Below are 22,393 nucleotides of genomic sequence, written 5' to 3' on the forward strand. Positions count from 1 at the left end.
CTCCTTCGGCGGCGCTGGCAACGGGGCTGCGTACAGGTCATGGGTGCGGTCGCACCATGCCGGCCACGCCGACCTTGGCGGCAACCTGCGCCTTCAACTGTTCGGCATCGGCGCGGTTGGCGACCGGTCCGACGCGGACCCGGTGCAGGCTGCCCTTTTCGGTGCGCACCTGCTCGACGAAGGCGCTGAAGCCTGCCGCGCGGACCTTGTCGCGCAGGGCGTTGGCATCGTTGGCCTGGCCGAATGCGCCGAGCTGGACGGCAAAACCCACTCCGCTCGCAGCCGGTGCCGCCGGCGCAGTCGGCGGGGTGGCCGGCTTGCTGGCGGTCGTTTCCGGCTTCGGCTCGGGCTTCGGTTCCGGCTTTGCCACGGGCTTGGCCGGTTCCGGCTTGGTGGCCGGCGCTGTTGCTGCGGTCGGCGTGCTCGGCGGCAGGCTTTCACTGCGCACCGGGTTGCCGGTCGCCGACGGCGTAGACGCCGCGACAGGGGTACTGGCGCTCGGCGCGGGTGCAGGTGTGCTTGCCACCGGCGCGCTGGTTGAGGGCTTGGCATCGAGGGTGATGACTTCTGCCTTCACGTCGGCACGGACCTTCACCGCCTGCAGCCGGCCCGCTTCGGCCTGCGCACGGTCGGCATACGGTCCTACGCGCACGCGCCAGGCCGGGCGACCGTTGATCGATGCGGTTTCGATGAAGCCCGGAAGCTGCGAGCGCTTGAGGTAGGCGACCACCGCATCGGCATCGGCCTGGCTGCCGTAGGCGCCGAAGGTCACCGCGTAGTTGCCGGCGGCGACTGCTGGCGAGGTGTCCACGGTCGGCGGTGCAGCCGGTGCGGCGGCCTCCTCGACGGGACGGGCCTGGCCGCTCTGCAATCCGGTGGCGCCACCCGCAGGCGCGACCAGCGGCAGTTCGCGGGTTTCGAACTGGCCATCGGCCGGCGCATCGGGCGCGGCGATCGGCACATTGGCCACACCGCTGTCCGGGGCCGGGCCCTTGACGAGCATCGGCAGGAAGATGACGGCCAAGGCCACCAGGACGATGGCACCAATCAGACGCTGTTTCAGGGGCGTATCCACGTAGGGCAGGCGGCAGGCTGGACGTTGCGGTCGATTATACGGGTGCGCGACCGGGCGGCGTCGGTAATGGCTGAACGGCGGTCAGGCAGGGGCCTGCAGCCATTGCAGCGCAGCGGCTGCGGTATGGAAGGAGCCGAACACCAGTACCCGGTCGCCGCGTTCGGCACGGGCCAGCACCTGCGCCAGCGCCTGTTCGACCGTATCGGCCAGCGCCGCAGTGGCTGCGGCGGTATCGGCCAGGCGTACCTGCAGTTGCGCCGCGCTCTGCCCACGCGGGCCATCCAGCCCGGCCAGGGTCCAGTCGCTCACCACGTCCTGCAGGGCCTGCACCACGCCCACGGCGTCCTTGTCCTGCAGCGCGGCGTACACCGCCAGGGTGCGCCCGCGGGCAGCCTCGGCCTTCAGCGCGCGCGCCAGCTGGCCGGCCGCCTGCGGGTTGTGGCCGACATCGACGCGAACCTGCACGCCATCGCGCTCGAACGCCTGCAGGCGCCCGGCGATGCGCGCCGCGGCCACGCCTGCGGCCCATGCCGCGCGCGGCACCGGCTTGTCCAGTGCACGCAGCGCAGCGATCGCCGCACCGGCGTTGGCCAGCTGGATCGGCCCGGCCAGCGCCGGGGTCGGCAGCTCCAGGCGGGTGCCAACATCGCGCCAGCGCCAACGCTGCGCATCGATCGGTTCATAGAAGTAGTCGCTGCCACCGCGGATCGCATTGGCACCTACCAGGTAGGCGCGCGCCAGCACGCTCGACGGCGGATCGGTCTCGCCCAGGATCACCGGCTTCCAGCCGCGGATGATGCCCGCCTTCTCGGCACCGATGGCCTCCCGGTCCTGGCCCAGCCATTCGGCGTGATCGATGTCCACGGTGGTGATCACCGACACGTCGGCGTCGACGATGTTGACCGCATCCAGGCGGCCGCCAAGGCCGACTTCCAGCACGGCCAGATCGAGATCGGCATCGGCGAACAACTGCAGCGCGGCCAGCGTTCCGTACTCGAAATAAGTCAGCGTCACATCACCACGCGCTGCCTCGACCGTGTTGAACGCAGCGACCAGTGCGGCGTCATCGGCGTCCTGGCCATCGATGCGCACACGCTCGTTGTAGCGCAGCAGGTGCGGTGAGGTGTACGCACCGACCTTCCAGCCCGCAGCGCGCGCGATGGCTTCGATGAAGGCAACGGTGGAGCCCTTGCCGTTGGTACCACCGACCACGATGGTGTGCCTGGCCGGCGTGCCCAGGCCCATCGCGGTGGCAACGGTGCGCACGCGCTCCAGTCCCATGTCGATGGTGGCCGGGTGCTGGCGTTCAATGTAATCCAGCCATTCGGCCAGAGTGGTCGGGGTGTTCTTCACGGCAAGGCTTCCAACAGGTACAGGTGGTTCAGGACAGGAAATTCAGAGTGCGCGGTGCTTGGCTTCGCCGAAGAACGGCGTGTGGTGCGCGCAGTCGTTCAGGCGCACCACTTCCAGGTTGTCCAGATCGGGGCCTTCAAGCAGGTTGAGGGTGGTCGGTGCCTGGCGGAAGGTCCACAGGCGGGAAATCGGCAGGCCCAGCACCTTGCACAGGATCACCCGGTTGACCGCGTCGTGGGCGACCACCAGCAGCGTGTCGTGTTCGCCAAGGCCTTCGGCGGCACGGGCCAGGCCGCGCCAGCTGCGCTCCAGCACCAGGCGCAACGATTCGCCGCCCGGCATCAGCACGGTGTCCGGCTCAGTGCGCCAAGCCTGCAGGCGCGACGGGTCTTTTTCGTTGATTTCGCTGGCCAGCAGACCCTCCCACTCACCGTGGGCGATCTCCTGCAGTTCCGGCTCGGTCAGCAGCATGTCGGCACGTGCAGCGCCAAGGGCCAGCTGCGCGGTGCGCTGGGCGCGCGACAGCGGCGAGGCCACCGCACGGGTGATGTCCACCGATGCCAGACGGGCGCCAAGCGCCTGGGCCTGGGCCTCACCGATGGGCGAAAGCGGGATGTCGATCTGGCCTTGGTAGCGGCCTTCGGCGTTCCACGGCGTTTCGCCGTGACGGGCAAGCAGGATGCGCATGCGTACAAGGGGTCCTTGGGGGAGGAGTTCCGGCGCAGTGTTCACATCCTGTGAAGTACGCGGAACAGGGATGATACCTGTTCGGCGGACCGGGCCGGACGGGGCATGAAAAAACCCCGCGACAGGCGTCGCGGGGTTTCAGGTTTCCTACGGATTCCGCCGGGCATGGCCCGGCGCTACCGGAGGCGGCCAGTAGATCCACGCCATTCGTGGATAGACCGCCAGCGACCGCAGACGGATCATTTCGCCAGGTTCAGTTCCTTCAGCAGCTGCGGCGCCGGCGCCACTTCCTGCATGATCCACTGCATGTAGCGGCTGTCGACGGCGATCATGCGGGTCATCACCGGGTCGAACACCCAGTTGGAGCTGACCGATTCCCAGTTGCCGTCGAAGGCCAGGCCGACCAGCTTGCCGTTGGCATCGAGCACCGGCGAACCGGAGTTGCCGCCGGTGATGTCCAGGTTGGACAGGAAGTTCACCGGCACCGAGCCAATCCGCTTGTCTTCCAGGCCGCCATAGCGCTTGGCCTTGACCGCATCCAGCAGCGCCTTCGGCGAGTCGAACGGATCTTCACCGGTTTCCTTCGCCGCAACACCTTCCAGGGTGGTGAACGGGGTGTACTTCACGCCGTCCTTGCCATAGCCCATGACGTTGCCGAAGGTGATGCGCAGCGACAGGTTGGCGTCCGGGTAGACGAACTCGCCCTGGCTCTTCTTGTAGTCGGCCACGGCCTGCAGGTACAGCGGACGCGCGGTCAGCGATTCGCCTTCGCGGATCTTCTTCTGCTCTTCCTGCTTCAGCAGCGCCGGCATGACCGCCACCGCGTACTGGATGGCCGGATCGGTGCTGGCTTCAAACGCCGCGCGATCGGCCTTGAACCACTTCAGGCGGTTGTCCAGGCTGCCCAGCTCGGTGCCGCCCAGCTTGGTCACCAGCGACTTCACCGCTGTGGCATCGCTGCCGGCCAGCCACTTGTTCAGCACTTCGTTGTCGCGCTGCGCGGCCGGCAGGGCCACGTACTGGTCGAGCCAGTAGGCCTGCAGCTGCTGGTCCATCTTCGCCACGTAGCGGCGATCCATCTGCTTCAGGCTGCCCTCGATGGTGGTCAGGTCGCGGTCCTGGTAACCGGCTTCGCGCTCGGCGTCGGGCTTGCTGCGCTCGATCGACAGGCGGTACAGAGTGATTGCCGCGCCAACGGCCGAGGTGTTGTTGAACTGGCCAACGAACAGGTCGCGCTCGCGCGTGGACTTGCTGGTGTCCAGGTGCTGCAGCAGCTGCGCGTGCGCAGCCAGCGCCGGCTTGCCGGCAGCGCCCTGCTTCTTCAGCCAGGCCAGCACCGCCGCTTCTTCAGCCTGCTTCTGGCCGGCGGCGTCGATGCGCTTGAAGCCTTCCAGCTGGCCCAGGTAGTTCTTGGCCACGTTGTTCATGCTGGCGGCGGTGGCGGCGTACTTCACCTTGACGTCAGCGTCGGCCTTGCCGGCGTCGGCGATCATCTTCAGCACCGCGTTGTAGTGGCGGGCGATGGTCGGGTAGGTGAAGCTGGCGGTCTCGTTGAACTCACCGGCCAGCGCGTAACGGTTGGTGCGGCCCGGGTAGCCGGCCACCATCACGAAGTCGTCGGCACCCAGCGGCGTATCGGCGAACTTCAGGAAGTGCTTGGGCTGGTACGGCACGTTGTCGGCCGAGAACGCCGCCGGCTTGCCGTCCTTGCCGACGTAGGCACGGTAGAACGAGAAGTCACCGGTGTGGCGCGGCCACATCCAGTTGTCGACGTCGCCGCCGAACTTGCCGACGCTGCCCGGAGGTGCATAGACCAGACGCACGTCCTTGATTTCCAGGTTGCGGAACAGGCGGTAGGTGTTGCCGCCGGAGAACGAGTACAGGCGGCAGCGGAAGCCGGCATCGGCTTCACAGGCGGCGACCTGGGCCTTGTCGAAGGCATCCAGCGCACGGCTGCGGGCCAGCGGGTCCTTGCCGGCGCCGGCGATGGCCGCCTTGGCCTGGGCGGTGACGTCGGTGATCTGGTCGAGCACGAACACGCGGGCGTTCGGGCCGGCGCTCAGTTCATCGCTGTGCTTGGGCGCGTTGAAGCCGTCCTTGATCAGGTTCTTCTGCGCGGTCGAGTTCAGCTGGATCGCACCGTAGGCACAGTGGTGGTTGGTGACCACCAGGCCCTGCGGGGACACGAAGCTGGCGGTGCAGCCGCCCAGCGCGACCACCGCGCCCATCGGGTCGCCGGTCAGGTTGGCCAGCTGTTCCGGGGACAGCTTGAGGCCGGCCTTCTGCAGCGGGCCGGCGATTTCCGGCAGCTGCTGCGGCACCCACATGCCTTCAGCGGCATGGGCGACCTGGACCAGCCCAAGGCTGGCGACGACGGAGAATGCAAGCAGGTTCGAGCGCATGGAGCGGCCCCTGGTAGTGGAACTCTCGATTGTAGCCCGCCGCCTTGCCCCGCCCCGAACCCCGGAAGTCATGGGGCCGGGCGCACCAATGCCCCGGTAGCAGCCAACCTTGGTTGGCACCCACGCATCCGCCGGGCATGGCCCGGCGAGCGCAGCGGCGACGTTCGAAACGCCCGCCTGCGCACAGCTTTCGGTCCACCAATGCACCCGCAGCGCAACATGGGAAATCCGCGCGGCGCCCTATAATCCGCGTTTTCCCCCTGATGAGTTCCACCCCGATGGCGCAGCAAACGATGAAGGCCCTGGTCAAGCGCGAAGCGGCCAAGGGCATCTGGATGGAAGAGGTTCCGGTGCCGACCCCGGGCCCCAACCAGGTCCTGATCAAGCTGGAAAAGACCGCGATCTGCGGCACCGACCTGCACATCTACCTGTGGGACGAATGGAGCCAGCGCACGATCAAGCCGGGCCTCACCATCGGCCATGAGTTCGTCGGCCGCATCGCCGAGATCGGCCCGGGCGTGACCGGCTACGAGATCGGCCAGCGCGTGTCGGCCGAAGGCCACATCGTCTGCGGCCACTGCCGCAACTGCCGCGGCGGTCGTCCGCACCTGTGCCCGAACACCGTCGGCATCGGCGTCAACGTCAATGGCGCGTTCGCCGAGTACATGGTGATGCCGGCCAGCAACCTGTGGCCGATCCCCGACCAGATCCCGTCCGAACTGGCCGCCTTCTTCGACCCGTACGGCAATGCCGCGCACTGCGCGCTGGAATTCAACGTCATCGGCGAAGACGTGCTGATCACCGGTGCCGGCCCGATCGGCATCATCGCCGCCGGCATCTGCAAGCACATCGGTGCACGCAACGTGGTGGTGACCGACGTCAACGACTTCCGCCTGAAGCTGGCCGCCGACATGGGCGCCACCCGCGTGGTCAACGTCGCCAACACGTCGCTGAAGGACGTGATGAAGGAACTGCACATGGAGGGCTTCGACGTGGGCCTGGAAATGAGCGGCAATCCGCGCGCGTTCAACGACATGCTCGACTGCATGTATCACGGCGGCAAGATCGCCATGCTCGGCATCATGCCCAAGGGCGCCGGCTGCGACTGGGACAAGATCATCTTCAAGGGCCTGACCGTGCAGGGCATCTACGGCCGCAAGATGTACGAGACCTGGTACAAGATGACCCAGCTGGTGCTGTCCGGCTTCCCGCTCGGCAAGGTGATGACCCACCAGCTGCCGATCGACGACTTCCAGAAGGGCTTCGACCTGATGGAAGAAGGCAAGGCCGGCAAGGTTGTTTTGAGCTGGAATTGATCCGGCCCCCGGTAGCGCCGGGCCATGCCCGGCGTCGCCAGATTGAAAAAGGCGCCCGTTGGGCGCCTTTTTCTTTGGTGTTGCCGGCCAGCGGCCGGCACTACCGGTAACGCCTGCGGCGTTACTTGCCGACGGCGACGCTCAGCATCACCCGGCTGTGCGCCAGCTTGCCGGAGTTGTCGCGGCCATTGCCGTCGGTGCCGTAGTAGCCCAGGCCGACATTGAACAGGCCGAACTGACGGGCGACGCCGACGTTCCAGTCGGTGTAGTCCTTGGCGATACCGTCCTCGAAGGTGCTGCGGCCGACGTTGGCATTGAGCGTGAACTCCTTCGGCAGGCCCCAGCTGCCACCCAGGCCGAAGTACCAGCCATCGGTGCTGCTGTTCCACACATCGTTGCTGTAGGCCACCGTCAGCTTGTAGGTGTCGTCCAGCGTGGTGGTGGTGATCAGCTCGTTGTAGTTCTGGTGGCTGGACTTGAGGTAGGTGTAACGGTTCAACAGCACGTCGACGTTGACGCGCTCGGTCACGTCCACGCCGTAGCCGATCAGGTAATCGACCTCGGTCTTCGGATCGCCCGGACCGAAGTCCACGCCCGAGCCCCAGACGCCGGCATACAGGCCGACCGGGCTGGTGTAGGTGAAGCCGGCCTGCAGGGTCGGATCCTCATCGGTCTGCGACACACCACGGAACAGGTAGTCCGAGACGGCGGTGACGTTCCAGCTGTACGGAGATTCGTTGTCCTGGGCACTGGCGGCGAACGGCGCGAGGGTCAGGGCGGCGGCAATGGCGAGGCAGGCACGGGCGTGCTTCATGGGCGTCTCCGGTGGGGTCGGTGGCGTGGAAGGCGGGATCTGCAGCGGGCGCAGCGACCGGAGCCAGACAGCCCCGGTTCACGAATTTTTAACCCGTTTGCTATTGCGATGCAACATGTACCGGCCATGGCGGCGCCCCATCCGGCCCGGTCCGCAGCCGTCGATGCCCGGTAGAATCAGTGGTTTCCCGTGCTGAGCCGTGCCCACGCCATGACCGACTCCTCCGCCCTGACCCGCCACTATGCTGAGGAACTGGACGCCATCCGCGCCCAGGGCCTGTTCAAGTCCGAGCGGATCATCACCAGCCCGCAGTCCGCCGAGATCACCCTCGAAGACGGCCGCAAGGTGCTGAATTTCTGCGCCAACAACTACCTCGGCCTGGCCGACCATCCGGACCTGATCCAGGCCGCGAAGGACGCGCTGGACAGCCATGGTTTCGGCATGGCCTCGGTACGCTTCATCTGCGGCACCCAGGACCTGCACAAGCAGCTCGAAGCACAGATCGCCAGCTTCTTCGGCAAGCAGGACACCATCCTGTACGCGGCCTGCTTCGACGCCAACGGCGGCCTGTTCGAGCCGCTGCTGGGCGAGAACGACGCGATCATCTCCGATGCGCTGAACCACGCCTCGATCATCGACGGTGTGCGCCTGTGCAAGGCCAAGCGCTTCCGCTACGCCAACTGCGACATGGCCGATCTGGAAGCGCAGCTGCAGGCCGCCGATGCGGCCGGCTGCAGGACCAAGCTGATCACCACCGACGGCGTGTTTTCGATGGACGGCTTCATCGCGCCGCTGGACGAGATCACCGCGCTGGCGAAGAAGTACAACGCGCTGGTGCACATCGACGAATGCCATGCCACCGGCTTCCTCGGCGCGACGGGCCGCGGCTCGGCCGAGGTCAAGGGCGTGCTGGAGAAGATCGACATCATCACCGGCACCCTGGGCAAGGCCATGGGCGGCGCACTGGGTGGCTTCACCTGCGCCAGCGCCGAAGTGATCGAGCTGCTGCGCCAGCGTTCGCGCCCGTACCTGTTCTCCAACTCGCTGCCGCCGCACGTGGTCGCCGCCGGCATCAAGGCGTTCGAGATGCTGGCCGCAGCCGATGACCTGCGCAGCACCCTGGCCGAGAACACCACCTACTTCCGCAAGAAGATGACCGCTGCCGGCTTCGACGTGAAGCCCGGCGTGCATCCGATCAGCCCGGTGATGCTGTACGACGCACCGCTGGCGCAGAAGTTTGCCGAGCGCCTGCTGGAAGAAGGCATCTATGCGATCGGCTTCTTCTTCCCGGTGGTACCCAAGGGCCAGGCGCGCATCCGCACCCAGATCAGCGCCGCGCACAGTCGTGAGCATCTGGACCGCGCGATCGATGCGTTCACCCGCATCGGCGTCGAGCTGGGCGTGATCAAGGGCTGATCACCGGCGGGGTGGGATCCCTTTCCTGCGGAAAGGGCTCTGATCCTTCAGGCCAAAGCGTGCCGACCAAGGTCGGCACCTACCGGGGTCTCATGACGTGCCGACCAAGGTCGGCACCTACCGGGGTCTCATGACGTGCCGACCAAGGTCGGCACCTACCGGGGTCTGATGACGTGCCGACCCAGGTCGGCACCCACCCGGCGCTACTTCTTCTTTTTCTTCTTGTCCTTGGGCTCGTCCTTGCTGGCGACCACCACCGGCTTGGCGACAGCATCCTGCCCATTGCCCTTGGCCACGCGGATGCCATTGGCTTTCATCCAGGCATCGAACTGGTCGGCGGTCATCTTCTGGTCGCCGTTGCTCATCATGAAGCGATAGCTGCCGCGGCCATCCAGTTCCGGGGTCTTCACTTCAACCACCGGGGTCTCGGCCGGGCGATCGGCCTTGGCCGTCTTCTTGTGGCCGCCACACGCGGTCAACAGCACGATCGGCAACAACAGGCTGGCGCAGCGCAGGGTTTGCTTGAGGGTCGGGTGATACATGGGCAGGCTCCGTTCTGGACATTCGACAACCAGGCGCCCCCTACGCCTGGAACGGTGGCCGGCAACCGCCGGCCGTGGGCATCACTCAGCCCGGTGCAGCGGCCCCCAGCCGCTGCTGGTCGCTGACCTCCAGCGCCCGCCACTGACCCTTGCCGAGATCGCCGAGCGTGAGCTCTCCGATCGCAACGCGGACCAGGCGCAGCACCTGCAGGTCGAAGGCCGCCAGCAGGCGACGGATATGGCGGTTGCGGCCCTCGTCGAGGACCACCTCCAACCAGGCGGTCTTGTCGCCGCTGCGCAGCACGCGCACGGCCAGGGCGAGGAGGAATTCACCCTCGTCTTCGACACCGGCGCGCAGCGCCGCCAAGGTGTCGTCATCGGGCAGGCGATCCACCTGCACGTGGTAGGTCTTCTGCGGGCCGGTCTCCGGATCGGTCAGGCGCGCGGCCCACTGCGGATCATTGCTGAACAGCAACAGGCCTTCACTGGCCTTGTCCAGGCGACCGACAGGCGCGATCCACGGCAGGCCGGCGCCATCGAAGCAGCGGTACACGGTGTCGCGGCCACGCTCGTCCTGCACGGTGGTGACCACCCCGCGCGGCTTGTTGAGCATCAGGTACAGGCGCTGTGGTGCGCCCATCGGCTGGCCGTCGACCTCGATCGGCGGCGCCGGGCTGGCAATCGGAAATTCCGGATCACGGACGATGCGCCCGGCGACACGAACACGCCCATCGGCGATCCAGCGCGCGGCCTCGCTGCGCGAGCACACGCCCGCCTTGGACAGCACGCGCGCCAGGCCATGGCGCACGCCAGCGGAAACCGCAGGGGGATTCGCACGCCCACGCGCAGCGTGGGAGCGGGCAGCGGGGGCAGCAGGTGGGCGGCGCGTGCGCAAGCCTCTGCTCCCCGCCGCGCTTACTTCTTGTCGACCGGCTTGGTCTCAGCCGGTACTTCGGCTGCGGCCGGGGTCGCGGCCGGAACCGGACGCGCCTTGACCACGCGTACGCCGCGCGCCTTCATCCAGGCGTCAAACTCTTCGGCGGTCATACGCTTGCCGTTCTGGCTCATGTCGAAGCGCCACGGCGTGTTGTCGAACTCGGTCTGCGGCTTGTACGCGGCAGGATCATTCGGCTTCACCGCCGGCGCGCTCGGAATCGCCTTGGCGATGTTCTGGCAGCCATCGATGCGCAACCGCTGCAGCACCTGGTCCAGCGACTGTGACGGATCGTAGCTGCTGCCCAGCACGCCGCTGGCCATGCCCAACTGGCTGCTGCGGATATACAGCTCATCTGCCACCGGGGCGACGGCCGTGGCCGGCAACGGCAGCGGCGAAGCGCTGGTGTTGACCGAGCAATCGACCGCAGCGTGAGCAGCAGGAATCAGGGCCAGCGCCAGAACGGCAGCCGATGCAGAGCGCAGCATGAGGGCATCCACGGAAGGAAGTGACGCGGCGAGTTTAGCAATGCCACGTCATCTTTCAAGCGCCACTTTCAATGAATACGGCAACTCATTGGTTTCATGAGCAAATTGCCGACGAACGGTCGCCACTCAAGCGCTGATTCATCATTCCGGACCGCACAAACAACAAGACCCGGCCGAAGCCGGGTCCTGCTGTGTCTTACTGGCAGAGCGTCAGAACTTAGTTCTGGACGTTCAGCTCGGTACGACGGTTCTTGGCGCGACCTTCCGGATTGTCCGAACCATCCGGGTTGGTGTTCGGCGCAATCGGACGGCTCTCGCCGTAGCCGATCGGACCGGCCAGACGGCCAGCGTCGACGCCGTTCTTGGTCAGGTAGTTGTACACCGCGGTGGCGCGGCGCTCCGACAGCTTCTGGTTGTAAGCGTCGGTACCCTTCGAGTCGGTGTGACCGGCGACTTCAACGCGCAGATCCGGGTAACGCTTCAGGATCTCGGTGGCTTCGCTCAGGATGGCCACAGCGTCCGGACGCAGGTTCGACTTGTCGAAGTCGAAGTTCACGCCCTTCAGGTCGATCGAGACCGGCACCGGGCAACCGTCCGGACCGATGGTCTGACCCGGCTGCGAGTTCGGGCACTTGTCGTCGCAGTTGTTGACGCCGTCACCGTCGTCATCCAGGTCGGCGCAGCTCGGGGCAACCGGAGCCGGTGCCGGAACAGCAGCCACCGGGGCCGGGCCCAGCGGGATCACGACGCCGACCGAAGCCAGCACGTCGCCGAACCAGCTTTCGTCACGCGCGGCGATGCTCTGGTCGTCGAAGTCAGCGCGGTAGGCCACTTCGGCGCGGACAGCAACGCGCTTGTCGAAGGTGGTCTGCAGGCCGACGCCGAGCTTGGCGGCAACGTTGCCGTCCTTGCGGTCGGCCGGGCCGTTCGGGCCAGCTGCGTACTCTTCTTCAGACTTCTGGTAGCCCAGGCCGCCCACGATGTAGGGGTTCCAGCCGCGGCCTTCCTTGATGAAGTGGCGACGCAGATCGAACGACACGCCGTACTGCGACCAGTTCTGATCCTGGTTGGCGTCGAAGTTCGGGTTCTGGTAGTTCAGCTCACCGTCCAGCGACCAGTTCGGGCTGATGAACTTGCCCAGACCCAGGGTCACGAACGGAGCGTCGTTGGTCAGACGGTCGTTATCCTGGAAGTTGAAGCCGGCCGAACCGGTCAGGTACCAGCGGTCATCGAACTCCTGCGCCGACGCAGCCTGGGCGAATGCCAGACCGCCCAGCAGCGCGGCAGTAAGGATCTTCTTGTTCATTGAGTACAGCTCCTATTTCGGGGGTATGAAACCGGTAGAGGCATGGGCCAGCACTACTGCGTCGATGTTCAGACAGCCGATTCAGCACGCCACCGCCGCGAACATTATGCTCAGGCGGGTGAAGGCCATGTTAACAGTCCCGTAACATGTGAAGCGCTGCGCACGACCGGCCACCGGTCCGACGTTGAAACCCTATACAGGATGATGAAAATCCGCAAGACCCACACACCACAAGGGTTTGGATGGGTTTAAGAGCCAGATGCGACAGTTTTGACACTGGTTATCACAAAGCGGTTCAGCGCGCGCCCATCGAAGTGAGGAACCTTATGATGCAGACAGGAACCGAGCTGGAGCCGCAATGAAAGCCGTCGCCCTGTGCCGTGAATCCGCCCCTGCCCTGCGCGATCTGGTGCTGCCGCCACCGCAGCCGCCGCGGGGCCGTGACCTGCTGATCCGTGTCGAAGCACTTTCCGTCAATCCCGTGGATGGGAAGCTGCGTGCAGGCACGTCGGCCGCATCGCTGGATACGCCGCGCATTCTCGGCTGGGACGCGGCAGGCGTGGTCGAAGCCATGGGCGAGGAGGCCAGCCTGTTCGCCTCCGGTGACGAGGTCTACTACGCCGGAGATGTCACACGCCCCGGCTGCAACGCTCAATATCAGCTGGTGGATGAGCGACTGGTGGCGCGCAAACCGACCACCCTCGACTTCGCCGAAGCGGCCGCGCTGCCGCTGACCACCCTGACCGCGTGGGAACTGCTGTTCCAGCGCATGCCCCTGCTGCTTGATGACCGCCGCCACGCCGGCCAGCGCCTGCTGGTGATCGGTGGTGCCGGCGGCGTCGGCTCGATGGCGATCCAGCTGGCCCACCACGCCGGCTTCGAGGTCATTGCCACCGCCTCGCGTGAAGCCTCGATCGACTGGTGCCGGCGGATGGGCGCCCAGCATGTGATCGATCATCGCCAGCCCCTGCTGCCGCAGCTGCAGGCGCTTGGCATCGACGACGTGCAGGTGGCACTGAACCTTGCCGATACCGACCACTACTGGGACGAACTGGGCCAGCTGCTGGCACCACAGGGACATATCGGCCTGATCGTCGAACCGCGCGGCCCGCTGCGCATCGGCGATCCCTACAAGGCCAAGTGCATCGGCATCCATTGGGAATTCATGTTCGCCCGTGCGCGCTTTGCCACCGCCGACCGCATCGAGCAGCACCGCATCCTCAACCGCGCCGCCAGCATGATCGATGCAGGCCAGTTGCGCGGCACGCTGAGCGAAGTGCTGGGGCCGATCAATGCGGCCAACCTGGAAGCCGCCCACCAGCGCCTGGCCGGCGGCCGCACCATCGGCAAACTGGCGCTGGCCGGCTGGGACGACTGAGTCACCACTACGTGCACCCGGCACGGCTCGACGCTGTGCCCGGCGCAGCCTGTGGCGGTGGATTGGCCGGCATCTGTATCTACTGAATGGCCCGTTTCGGGGATAGGGTGGAAACAGATTCCCCTGCCCCGAGCCTGTCATGCCCACCGCCCTGCCCCTGCGCCTGCTGCAACTGATCATCGGCCTGTTCCTCTATGGCTTCGGCGCCTCGCTGATGATCCGCGCCGCGATCGGTGTCGCGCCGTGGGACGTGCTGTCGCAGGGCATCGCTGCACAGACTCCGTTGTCGTTCGGCCTGGCCACCAATGTGATCGGCGCGCTGGTACTGCTGCTGTGGTGGCCGCTGCGACAGAAGCCCGGCGTCGGCACCGTGCTCAACGTGATGCTGATCGGCCCCTCGGCCCAGTTCGGGCTGTGGCTGCTGCCCCCGGCCGTCGGCCTGGGCTGGCAGGTGGCGATGTTCTGCGCCGGCATGCTGCTGGTGGCGCTGGCCACCGGCCTGTACATCGGCGCAAAGCTGGGCCCTGGCCCGCGCGATGGCCTGATGACCGGGCTGCACGCGCGCACCGGCTGGCCGATCTGGAAGGTGCGGAGCCTGATCGAAGGCAGCGTGCTGCTGCTGGGCTGGTGGCTGGGCGGCAACGTCGGCGTCGGCACGCTCGCCTTCGCACTGCTGATCGGGCCGCTGTGCGGGATCACCCTCGGCTGGTTCGGGATCGGCCGGCCGGCGGTCGGTAGCGCCGGGCCACGCCCGGCGAGCGCGCAGCGCGGCCACGGGTAGTCGCGTCGCCGGGCATGGACCGGCGCTACCCATCTGCCAGCCCTTGCCCCCGGCGCCGTTTCGCGGCACCCTTCGCGCTTCCGTACGCAAGCGTATCGACATGTCGCCAGCCAACGAAAGCGCCTACCCCCACCTGTTCGCCCCGCTGGACCTGGGCTTCACCCAGCTGCGCAACCGGGTGCTGATGGGCTCGATGCACACCGGCCTGGAAGACCGCGCACGCGACTTCCCGCGCTTGGCCGCTTATTTCGCAGAGCGCGCCGAAGGCGGCGTCGGCCTGATCGTCACCGGTGGTTTCGCGCCGAACGTGGTGGGCTGGCTCAAGCCGTTCGGCGGCAAGCTGTCCTGGCCCTGGGAAGTGCGTCCGCATCGGCAGCTCACCGCCGCCGCGCACCAGCACGGCGCGAAGATCTGCCTGCAGCTGCTGCATGCCGGGCGCTATGCCTATCACCCGCTGTCGGTAGCGCCGTCGAAGCTGAAGGCGCCGATCAATCCGTTCACCCCGCGCGCCCTGTCGGCCAGCGGCGTCGAGCGGCACATCGCCGACTACGCACACAGCGCGAAGCTGGCCCGCGAGGCCGGCTACGACGGCGTGGAAGTGATGGGCTCGGAGGGCTACCTCATCAACGAGTTCATCGCCCCGCGCACCAACAAGCGCAACGACCGCTGGGGCGGTGATGCCGCGCAGCGCATGCGCTTCGCGGTGGAGATCGTGCGTCGCATCCGCGAAGCCTGCGGCCCGGATTTCATCATCATCTACCGCCTGTCGCTGGTCGACCTGGTCGAAGACGGCAGCAACTGGGAAGAGATCGTGCAGCAGGCCCAGGCCATCGAGGCAGCCGGCGCGACGATCCTCAATTCCGGCATCGGTTGGCATGAAGCGCGCATTCCGACCATTGCCACGTCGGTACCGCGCGGTGCGTTCGCTGCGGTCACCGCCAAGCTCAAGCCACACGTGACGTTGCCACTGGTGGCGACCAACCGCATCAACATGCCCGAGGTGGCCGAGCGCATCCTCGCCGATGGCGGGGCCGACATGGTGTCGCTGGCACGTCCGCTGCTGGCCGATCCGCAGTGGCCGAACAAGGCCCGCGCCGGCCGTGCCGAGGCCATCAACACCTGCATCGCCTGCAACCAGGCCTGCCTGGACCACGTGTTCGAAAACAAGCTGGCCAGTTGCCTGGTCAACCCGCGCGCTGCCCACGAGACCGAACTGGTCTATACCCCGACCACCGCACCGAAGCGGGTGGCCGTGGTCGGCGCCGGTCCGGCCGGCCTGGCCTGCGCCACCGTCGCTGCCGAACGCGGCCACCAGGTCACCCTGTTCGACGCCAGCGAGGAGATCGGTGGCCAGTTCAACGTGGCCAAGCGCATTCCCGGCAAGGAAGAGTTCCACGAGACCCTGCGCTACTTCCGCCACAAGCTGGCCGAGACCGGCGTGCAGCTGCGTCTGGGCACCCGTGCCGACGCGGCCAGCCTGGCCGGCTTCGACGAGGTCGTACTGGCCACCGGCATCGTACCGCGCAAGGTCGACTTCCCCGGTGCCGACCACGCCAAGGTGGTGAACTACCTGGACGTGCTGCTGGGCCGGGTCGAAGTCGGTGCCAGCGCCGCCATCATCGGCGCCGGCGGCATCGGCTTCGATGTCGGCGAGTTCCTTGCCCATGACGGCCCTTCCCCATCGCTGGACCCGCAGCGCTGGATGGCCGAATGGGGCGTGGATGCCACCTTCGAGGCCCGCGGCGCGCTGGCCCGGCCGGCCGTGGAGGCGTCGCCGCGCAGGCTGTGGCTGCTGCAGCGCAGCGCCGGCAAGCCCGGTGCACGCCTGGGCAAGACCACCGGCTGGATCCACCGCGCCACGCTGAAGGCCAAGGGCGTGCGCATGCTGGGTGGTGTCGAGTACCTGGGCGTGGACGATGCGGGCCTGCGCATCCGCGTCGAGGGCAGCGAACAACTGCTGCCGGTCGACCACGTGGTGATCTGTGCCGGGCAGGAACCGCAGCGCGCGCTGCAGGTCGAACTGCAGGCCGCCGGCATCGCCGCACAGCTGATCGGCGGTGCCGATGTGGCCGCCGAACTCGATGCAAAACGTGCCATCGATCAGGGCAGCCGGGTCGCCGCCGCGCTCTGATCAATACCTGAATGGGGGCCGGAATGTGATTTCCGTCACCGGCCCCCAAGCTGAATGTCAAGCCGGACGATTCAGGATGCGTTCGGCAATGCCCCCCTACCTTGCGCCATCTTTCCGCTCACCAGCCAGTTTCCGGTGAGCCGGTGCGGACCCCGCCGATCGATCCACGATCGTGTTCTTGGGGCCGCCCACGGGGCAGCCCCGATGGCCGCCTCCCCATGACGCCAAGTCGTACCCCGCCTCCAGCAGCCTGCGCTGCTGGAACCGCCAGGTGCGTCCCACACGGAGCAAGGAGTTATATGAAACTGGCCTGGATTCTCTGGCTGTCGCAGTTGTTGCCGCAGCCGGCCGCTGATTCATTGTGTTTGAGCACCACCGTTTACCTGGAAGCCCGCGACCAGACCCTGCGTGGCCAGCAGGCCGTGGCCGAGGTCGCCCTGCGTCGCCTCGACAGCGGCCTCTGGGGCGACTCGATGTGCCAGGTGGTTACCGCGCGCAAGCAGTTCGCCCCCACCATCCTCTCCCCCGGCACCCAGCTGGGCAACGATGCGGCCTGGAGTGAAGCGATGGACGTGGCCTTCGACGCCGAGCGCAACTGGGCGCTGCCGGCCGGTGAGCGCCGCGAGATCGTGCCCGGTGCCAGCCACTTCGCTGCGCTGGCCATTGCCAGCCCGAACTGGCGCAACGCCTACCAGGTGGCCACCATCGGCGATCACACCTTCTACAAGGTGCAGAACCTCAAGCCCCGGCAGTCGTAACAATCCGTTGCCGGCGGCAGCGTTGCCGCATGCGGCTGGGCTCTGGGATAGTGGGGGTTTCCCGCCACACCCCGCCTGGAGTTCCCATGAAGCTGTACAGCAAGCCCGGTGCCTGTTCCACCGCCGACCACATCGCCCTGCAGTGGACCGGCCAGCCGTTCGAGGTCGAACTGCTGAACAAGGACACCCTGAAGGGTCCGGAATTCCTCAAGATCAATCCGGCCGGCGCCGTGCCGGCGGTCGTCGATGGCGACTTCGTGCTGCTGCAGAACGCAGCGATCATGGGCTACATCGCCGACACCTACCCGCAGGCCGGTCTCGGCGGCGATGGCAGCCCGCGTCAGCGCGCTGAAGCCACCCGCTGGCTGGCCTTCGTCAACTCCGACGTGCACCCGGCGTTCTCGCCGCTGTTCTCGCCGGGCAAGTTCATCGCCGATGAAGGGCAGTACGACGCGATCCGCGCCGCTGCACACAAGCGCCTGCGCGCGCTGTTCGAGACCGCCGACAAGCAGCTGGCCGACAAGCCGTGGCTGGCAGGCTTCCGCAGCTTCGCCGATCCCTACTTCTACATCACCCTGCGCTGGGCCGCTGGCACCAAGGTCGACCTGTCGGGCCTGGACAACCTCGCCGCCTACAAGGCGCGCATGGACGCCGATCCGGGCGTGCAGGCGGCGCTGAAGGCCGAAGGCCTGGCCTGATGGAACCGGGGTCGGAGCCGTTCGCATCGCGAACGGCTCTGACCCCATCGGCTCCATCGACGCTGTCAGCCGATTTCGCGGATCACTTCGCCCTTCGCATCGCGCAGGAACGTCGGCACCACTTCAACCTGCAACGTGCTCGACACCGTGTAGGTTCCGCGTTCCGGCCGCACGTCCTGCCAGGCCTGCAACGCCGCGTCGTCCAGTAGCCAGCGCACGTTGTCGCTCTCCACCGCAGCGGCGCCATCGGTGGCAGGCATGAACTCCCATTGCCGTTCGCGGCTGACCAGCGTCAGTGCCTTGCCGTGGCGCAGGCGCAGTGGCAGCAGTTCACCCACGCTGCCGACCTGCCCTGCCCCCAGCACCAGCGTGGTGATGCCGGCCGTCTGCCGCCAGTCCAGCGTCTCGATGAACAACATGCCTGTACTGGATCCCTCACGCTCGCTGCCGGCCTGCACCTGCGCGGCCAGCGCCGGATCATCCAGCAGGTTGCCGCGATGCAGATCGGTGATCCACAACGACATCGCCGGCTCGAGCACCTGCAGCACACCGCGCGTGGACCAGCGCTTGATCGCGCCCATTTCCTCATCGGTCAGCCCCACCACCTGCAGGAACTGCAGCTGCCCATTGGCGGTATCGCGCGCGGGCAACTGCGGATCGGCAATGAACGCCAGATGGCAGAGACGGGTATCGGTCTCCAGCGCGATCGGGCCGTTGGCGTTGAGGTGATGCCCATCCTCGAACACATTGCCGCTGCTGAACACATAGCGCGCCAGATTCTGCAGCAGGTTCATCGGCCACGCAGGCGGTGTGCTGTCCGCATGCTCATCCTTGTCGGCAGCCAGGCGGAACGTCAGCTCGAAGCCGTAGCCACTGGTGGCCGCATCGCTGCTCTCTTTTGCATACAGTTCCGACAGGCCGTAGGTGATGTAGTGCCAATGCGGAACCGGTGCCTCCGCCCAGTACACGCTGATGCCGTCGAGCGGATCCTGGCCACCCAGCGTGTACGGCAACGCGGTACCGAAGTGACGCGGCTCCTGGCCGGCGTACAGCGGCGCCAGCGCGGCATTGATCGCATCCCAACCGGGTGTATCGGTGTCGTCCTGCATGCGGGGCTCCTGGGCGGAAAAAGAGCGGACCACTTTACCCCGCGTGTCAGCCGGGCACGACCTCGGCGGTGACCGGTGCCAGCGACACCTGGATCTCCTGCCACCAGCGCTGTGCCAGCGCCGGGCTGCGCGCCTTGCCGATCGCGGCGATCATTTCCGGGCACAGCCGTTCCAGTGTGATCGCGTCGGTACAGCGCTCGATCTTCAGCTGCATGAAGTAGCCTTTCAGGCCGAGATGGCGGCGCACGGCATCGCTCATCGCATCGTACAACTGCTGGTACAGCGCCGGATCCTGCTCGCGGCCGCTGCAGAGTCCGCGCTGCGGGGCGGGTTCGGCCCTGCCGCCGACCACTTCGATCAGGCCGAGTGCGGCCAACTGCTCCAGCGCGTCCTGCGGCGCCCGCAGTCCTTCAAACATGCCGCGCAGTTCGCTTTCATCGCGCTGGCCGTCAACCATCAACAGGATCGAGCGCAGCGCCGCCGGCAGGCGTCGGGCGCGGTCTTCGATCTCCTGGCGGCCAGCGGCCGTCTTGGCATGCAGCAGTGCCATAGCTCCCCCTTCCCTCGATGCGATACGCATGCGTGCCCTTGCGGGCACGCTCCCCGGGGCGAGCTTAGCGCACCGGTGGCGGCGAGGAAGCTGCGCTGCAGCACCGCTGGATCTCTGTAGAGCCGAGCCCATGCTCGGCTGCGTGTACCTGACCCGGGCAGCCGAGCATGGGCTCGGCTCTACAGGACCGGGTCAACGGCCCAGCGCGCGGCGGATCTCTTCCAGCGCGCCCGGGTCGTCCAGCGTCGACAGATCGCCGGGATCGCGCTGCTCGGCCAATGCCTGCAGCGAACGCCGCAGCAGCTTGCCCGAGCGGGTCTTGGGCAGGGCGTTGACCACGTGCACATGCGCCGGCCGCGCCACCGCCCCCAGCGATGCGGTCACCGTGGCCATCATCTCGGCCACCACCGCAGCCGGGTCTTCGCCATCAAGGCCCTGTTTGAGCGTCACGAAGACCAGCGGCACCTGCCCCTTCAACTCGTCCTTCACCCCGATCACCGCGGCCTCGGCCACGCGCGGGTGACTGGAGATGGCCTCTTCGATCTCACGCGTGCCCAGGCGGTGGCCGGCCACGTTGATCACATCGTCGGTGCGACCCAGGATGAAGGTGTAGCCATCGTCATCGCGGATGGCCCAGTCCAGCGAGCTGTACAGCAGTTCCTTGAAGTGGCTGAAGTAACTCTGCAGGAAGCGGCTGTCGTCATTCCAGACCGTGCTCATGCAGCCCGGCGGCAACGGCGGCGTCATCACCAGGACGCCCTTCTGCCCGGCAGCTACTTCTTCACCGGTGTTCTCGTCGATCACCTTCATCCGGTAGCCGAGATTGGGGAAACCTGGTGAACCGAAACGCACCGGTTTCATGTCCAGCCCGGGCAGCAGGGTCAATGCCGGCCAACCGGTTTCGGTCTGCCAGTAGTTGTCGATGATCGGCTTGCCCAGCGCGTCGCTGATCCAGTGTGCGGTCGGTTCGTCCAGCGGCTCGCCGGCCAGGAACAGATATTTCAGCGTATCCAGGTCGTGCCGGTGGATGAAATCGGCATCGTGCTTCTTCAGCACGCGGATCGCCGTCGGCGAAGAGAACATCGTGCGTACGTTGTACTGCTCGCACAGCGCCCACCAGATACCCGGATCAGGGTTGGTCGGCAGCCCTTCGTACAGCAGCGAGGTGCAGCCGCCGATCAGCGGGCCATACACGTTGTAGGAATGGCCCACGGCCCAGCCGACGTCGGAGGTGGAGAACATCACCTGCCCGGGCTTGCAGTCGAACACGGTCTGCATCGACTGCGCCATCGCCACCGCATAGCCACCGACATCGCGCTGCACGCCCTTCGGCTTGCCGGTGGTGCCGGAGGTGTACAGCAGGTAGCTGGGCTCGCTCGACTCCAGCCATTGCACCGGCACATCGGTCTGCCCGATCTGCGCACGCAGGCTGGCGTACTCGACATCACGCCCTTCGATGCGGGGCTCGGCCGGATCCAGCCCGCGCGACACGATCAGCACATGCGGCGGCGGATTGCTGGCTTCGGCGCAGGCGGCATCGACCATCGCCTTGTACGGAATGAGCTTGCCGCCACGCATGCCGGCATCGGCAGCGATCAGCAGCTTCGGCTTGGCATCGTCGATGCGCAGCGCGAGGTTGTGCGCGGCGAAACCACCGAACACCACCGAATGCACCGCACCGATACGTGCACAGGCAAGCATGGCGAACACGGCCTCTGCCATGTTCGGCATGTAGATCACCACGCGATCCCCGTGGCCGACACCAAGGTATTTCAGTACGGCGGCGAAGTCGTTCACTTCGCGATACAGCTGGCGATAGGTGATTTCGCGGGTGCTGTTGGTTTCGGTGGAGATGGCGACCAGTGCGAGCTGGTCCGGGCGGTCGGCCAGATGCCGGTCGACGGCGTTGTAGCAGAGGTTGGTTTCGCCACCGACGAACCAGCGCCGGAATGGCGGGTTGCTGTAGTCGAGCACCTGTTGCGGCGGCTTGTGCCAATGGATGCGCTTGGCTTCCTCGCCCCAGAATGCCTCCGGCTCGTCGATCGAACGGCGGTAGGTTTCCTCGTAGTTCATGACGCAGCCCTCCCAGACAAAGTCATGGTTCGAGCATAGTCCGGCGCTGGCGCGCGGGCCGCCCTACCTTGGTAGGGGGTGGGGTTTGTTCTGCAGGGCTTGCAGCCCTGCACCTGCAGAATCAACGTCAACGTCAACGTCAAAAGCTGGGCTACTGAGGGATGGCGGGGCGGGTCCGGTTGCGGGGGACGCCGTGAATACGTCCCTGTAGGCTCGGTCGCGCCATCCATGGCGCTCACGCCCCCGCAACCGGACCCACCCCGCGTTCGACAGATTCCCGCGATCTGTCGGAATGTCATGGCTTGCTCTTGGTGGGTGTCGACCTTGGTCGACACGTAGATCCACGCCATGCGTGGATGCTCGTCGTTCACTTATCGAAATATTCGATTTCGATGGAGATTCATCCACGCATGAGGTGGATCCATCAGACATCGGAAATCTGTCGAAGGCGGGGTGGTGTCGGATTGCGGGGTGTCAGCCGCATGGGCCCGAGGCATGCCTCGGGCGGGTTGGGCAGGATGCCCAACCCCGGTCTTGCCGTGTGCGCAGGACAGCGCACACGAGCAAGCGGCTGCCAAGCCT

The 22,393-nt window shown here is 66.6% G+C and carries 19 protein-coding genes; 7 read left to right on the top strand and 12 right to left on the bottom strand.

All coding sequences use genetic code 11. From position 1 onward, the window contains the following. Positions 1-37 precede the first annotated feature (37 nt). The 4 genes from GIW57_RS19315 to GIW57_RS19330 all read right to left on the bottom strand — a co-directional run bounded on the left by GIW57_RS19315 (position 38) and on the right by GIW57_RS19330 (position 5,517). Positions 38-1,075, bottom strand: coding sequence for an SPOR domain-containing protein (locus GIW57_RS19315; protein WP_100463265.1), 1,038 nt, complete (start codon positions 1,073-1,075; stop codon positions 38-40). Between the two features lie 81 nt (positions 1,076-1,156). After that, positions 1,157-2,428, bottom strand: coding sequence for a bifunctional tetrahydrofolate synthase/dihydrofolate synthase (gene folC / locus GIW57_RS19320; RefSeq protein ID WP_236512383.1), 1,272 nt, complete (start codon positions 2,426-2,428; stop codon positions 1,157-1,159). Positions 2,429-2,470: 42 nt separating this feature from the next. Then, positions 2,471-3,115, bottom strand: a complete 645-nt coding sequence (locus GIW57_RS19325; RefSeq protein ID WP_100463258.1) for a histidine phosphatase family protein — start codon at positions 3,113-3,115, stop codon at positions 2,471-2,473. Between the two features lie 239 nt (positions 3,116-3,354). Continuing rightward, positions 3,355-5,517: a S46 family peptidase gene (locus tag GIW57_RS19330; RefSeq protein ID WP_236512384.1), complete on the bottom strand. Its 2,163-nt coding sequence runs from the start codon at positions 5,515-5,517 to the stop codon at positions 3,355-3,357. A gap of 293 nt (positions 5,518-5,810) precedes the next feature. Between GIW57_RS19330 and tdh the strand changes: the two genes are divergently transcribed. Then, positions 5,811-6,833 carry an L-threonine 3-dehydrogenase gene (tdh, locus tag GIW57_RS19335; RefSeq protein ID WP_032952044.1) on the top strand — a complete coding sequence of 341 codons (1,023 nt, stop codon included), beginning with the start codon at positions 5,811-5,813 and terminating at the stop codon, positions 6,831-6,833. A gap of 121 nt (positions 6,834-6,954) precedes the next feature. Here the strand turns inward: tdh and GIW57_RS19340 are convergent, their stop codons facing one another. Continuing rightward, a complete protein-coding gene (locus GIW57_RS19340; RefSeq protein WP_236512385.1) occupies positions 6,955-7,647 on the bottom strand; it encodes a TorF family putative porin in 693 nt (230 codons plus the stop codon). A 210-nt stretch (positions 7,648-7,857) separates the two neighbouring features. Between GIW57_RS19340 and kbl the strand changes: the two genes are divergently transcribed. Continuing rightward, complete coding sequence (gene kbl, locus GIW57_RS19345) at positions 7,858-9,063, top strand: glycine C-acetyltransferase (protein WP_236512386.1); 1,206 nt, start codon at positions 7,858-7,860, stop codon at positions 9,061-9,063. 203 nt (positions 9,064-9,266) lie between these two features. Here the strand turns inward: kbl and GIW57_RS19350 are convergent, their stop codons facing one another. From GIW57_RS19350 to GIW57_RS19365, 4 genes are all read right to left on the bottom strand, one after another. After that, positions 9,267-9,605, bottom strand: coding sequence for a hypothetical protein (locus GIW57_RS19350; RefSeq protein WP_032977417.1), 339 nt, complete (start codon positions 9,603-9,605; stop codon positions 9,267-9,269). An 85-nt stretch (positions 9,606-9,690) separates the two neighbouring features. Then, positions 9,691-10,500 carry a pseudouridine synthase gene (locus GIW57_RS19355; protein WP_180163707.1) on the bottom strand — a complete coding sequence of 270 codons (810 nt, stop codon included), beginning with the start codon at positions 10,498-10,500 and terminating at the stop codon, positions 9,691-9,693. Between the two features lie 20 nt (positions 10,501-10,520). Continuing rightward, the gene (locus GIW57_RS19360; protein WP_100463243.1) at positions 10,521-11,027 is read right to left on the bottom strand and encodes a hypothetical protein; all 507 of its coding nucleotides are present in this window, start codon (positions 11,025-11,027) and stop codon (positions 10,521-10,523) included. Between the two features lie 217 nt (positions 11,028-11,244). Next, the gene (locus GIW57_RS19365; protein ID WP_100463239.1) at positions 11,245-12,333 is read right to left on the bottom strand and encodes an OmpA family protein; all 1,089 of its coding nucleotides are present in this window, start codon (positions 12,331-12,333) and stop codon (positions 11,245-11,247) included. Between the two features lie 358 nt (positions 12,334-12,691). Here GIW57_RS19365 and GIW57_RS19370 point away from each other — a divergent pair, with 358 nt between their 5' ends. From GIW57_RS19370 to GIW57_RS19390, 5 genes are all read left to right on the top strand, one after another. Further along, the gene (locus tag GIW57_RS19370; RefSeq protein WP_236512387.1) at positions 12,692-13,711 is read left to right on the top strand and encodes a zinc-binding alcohol dehydrogenase family protein; all 1,020 of its coding nucleotides are present in this window, start codon (positions 12,692-12,694) and stop codon (positions 13,709-13,711) included. A 139-nt stretch (positions 13,712-13,850) separates the two neighbouring features. Next, positions 13,851-14,492, top strand: coding sequence for a hypothetical protein (locus GIW57_RS19375; RefSeq protein WP_089239033.1), 642 nt, complete (start codon positions 13,851-13,853; stop codon positions 14,490-14,492). A gap of 100 nt (positions 14,493-14,592) precedes the next feature. Then, a complete protein-coding gene (locus GIW57_RS19380; protein ID WP_236512388.1) occupies positions 14,593-16,623 on the top strand; it encodes an NADPH-dependent 2,4-dienoyl-CoA reductase in 2,031 nt (676 codons plus the stop codon). A gap of 299 nt (positions 16,624-16,922) precedes the next feature. Further along, positions 16,923-17,381, top strand: a complete 459-nt coding sequence (locus tag GIW57_RS19385; protein WP_236512389.1) for a cell wall hydrolase — start codon at positions 16,923-16,925, stop codon at positions 17,379-17,381. 86 nt (positions 17,382-17,467) lie between these two features. Continuing rightward, positions 17,468-18,079, top strand: coding sequence for a glutathione S-transferase N-terminal domain-containing protein (locus GIW57_RS19390; RefSeq protein WP_100463223.1), 612 nt, complete (start codon positions 17,468-17,470; stop codon positions 18,077-18,079). 65 nt (positions 18,080-18,144) lie between these two features. Here GIW57_RS19390 and GIW57_RS19395 read toward each other — a convergent pair whose 3' ends face one another. The 3 genes from GIW57_RS19395 to prpE form a co-directional block, all read right to left on the bottom strand. Further along, positions 18,145-19,188 (bottom strand): suppressor of fused domain protein, encoded by a 1,044-nt coding sequence (locus GIW57_RS19395; RefSeq protein WP_236512390.1) that lies wholly within the window; start codon positions 19,186-19,188, stop codon positions 18,145-18,147. 46 nt (positions 19,189-19,234) lie between these two features. Further along, the gene (locus tag GIW57_RS19400) at positions 19,235-19,738 is read right to left on the bottom strand and encodes a hypothetical protein (protein WP_100463218.1); all 504 of its coding nucleotides are present in this window, start codon (positions 19,736-19,738) and stop codon (positions 19,235-19,237) included. A gap of 192 nt (positions 19,739-19,930) precedes the next feature. Then, entirely contained in the window at positions 19,931-21,811 is a 1,881-nt protein-coding gene (gene prpE, locus GIW57_RS19405; RefSeq protein ID WP_236512391.1) for a propionate--CoA ligase, read from the bottom strand. Positions 21,812-22,393: the final 582 nt, after the last annotated feature.

The sequence above is a fragment of the Stenotrophomonas sp. PA-6-5C genome, from assembly GCF_021605635.1.
Classification (GTDB): Bacteria; Pseudomonadota; Gammaproteobacteria; order Xanthomonadales; family Xanthomonadaceae; genus Stenotrophomonas; species Stenotrophomonas lactitubi.

Excerpts from the sequence above, each read along its gene's own strand:
- GIW57_RS19325 (WP_100463258.1), bottom strand. The coding sequence starts at position 3,115 with ATGCGCATCCTGCTTGCCCGTCACGGCGAAACGCCGTGGAACGCCGAA.
- GIW57_RS19365 (WP_100463239.1), bottom strand. The coding sequence starts at position 12,333 with ATGAACAAGAAGATCCTTACTGCCGCGCTGCTGGGCGGTCTGGCATTC.
- GIW57_RS19390 (WP_100463223.1), top strand. The coding sequence starts at position 17,468 with ATGAAGCTGTACAGCAAGCCCGGTGCCTGTTCCACCGCCGACCACATC.
- GIW57_RS19385 (WP_236512389.1), top strand. The coding sequence starts at position 16,923 with ATGAAACTGGCCTGGATTCTCTGGCTGTCGCAGTTGTTGCCGCAGCCG.
- tdh (WP_032952044.1), top strand. The coding sequence starts at position 5,811 with ATGAAGGCCCTGGTCAAGCGCGAAGCGGCCAAGGGCATCTGGATGGAA.
- GIW57_RS19370 (WP_236512387.1), top strand. The coding sequence starts at position 12,692 with ATGAAAGCCGTCGCCCTGTGCCGTGAATCCGCCCCTGCCCTGCGCGAT.
- GIW57_RS19330 (WP_236512384.1), bottom strand. The coding sequence starts at position 5,517 with ATGCGCTCGAACCTGCTTGCATTCTCCGTCGTCGCCAGCCTTGGGCTG.
- GIW57_RS19395 (WP_236512390.1), bottom strand. The coding sequence starts at position 19,188 with ATGCAGGACGACACCGATACACCCGGTTGGGATGCGATCAATGCCGCG.
- GIW57_RS19400 (WP_100463218.1), bottom strand. The coding sequence starts at position 19,738 with ATGGCACTGCTGCATGCCAAGACGGCCGCTGGCCGCCAGGAGATCGAA.
- prpE (WP_236512391.1), bottom strand. The coding sequence starts at position 21,811 with ATGAACTACGAGGAAACCTACCGCCGTTCGATCGACGAGCCGGAGGCA.
- GIW57_RS19350 (WP_032977417.1), bottom strand. The coding sequence starts at position 9,605 with ATGTATCACCCGACCCTCAAGCAAACCCTGCGCTGCGCCAGCCTGTTG.
- GIW57_RS19360 (WP_100463243.1), bottom strand. The coding sequence starts at position 11,027 with ATGCTGCGCTCTGCATCGGCTGCCGTTCTGGCGCTGGCCCTGATTCCT.
- GIW57_RS19340 (WP_236512385.1), bottom strand. The coding sequence starts at position 7,647 with ATGAAGCACGCCCGTGCCTGCCTCGCCATTGCCGCCGCCCTGACCCTC.
- kbl (WP_236512386.1), top strand. The coding sequence starts at position 7,858 with ATGACCGACTCCTCCGCCCTGACCCGCCACTATGCTGAGGAACTGGAC.
- GIW57_RS19375 (WP_089239033.1), top strand. The coding sequence starts at position 13,851 with ATGCCCACCGCCCTGCCCCTGCGCCTGCTGCAACTGATCATCGGCCTG.
- GIW57_RS19380 (WP_236512388.1), top strand. The coding sequence starts at position 14,593 with ATGTCGCCAGCCAACGAAAGCGCCTACCCCCACCTGTTCGCCCCGCTG.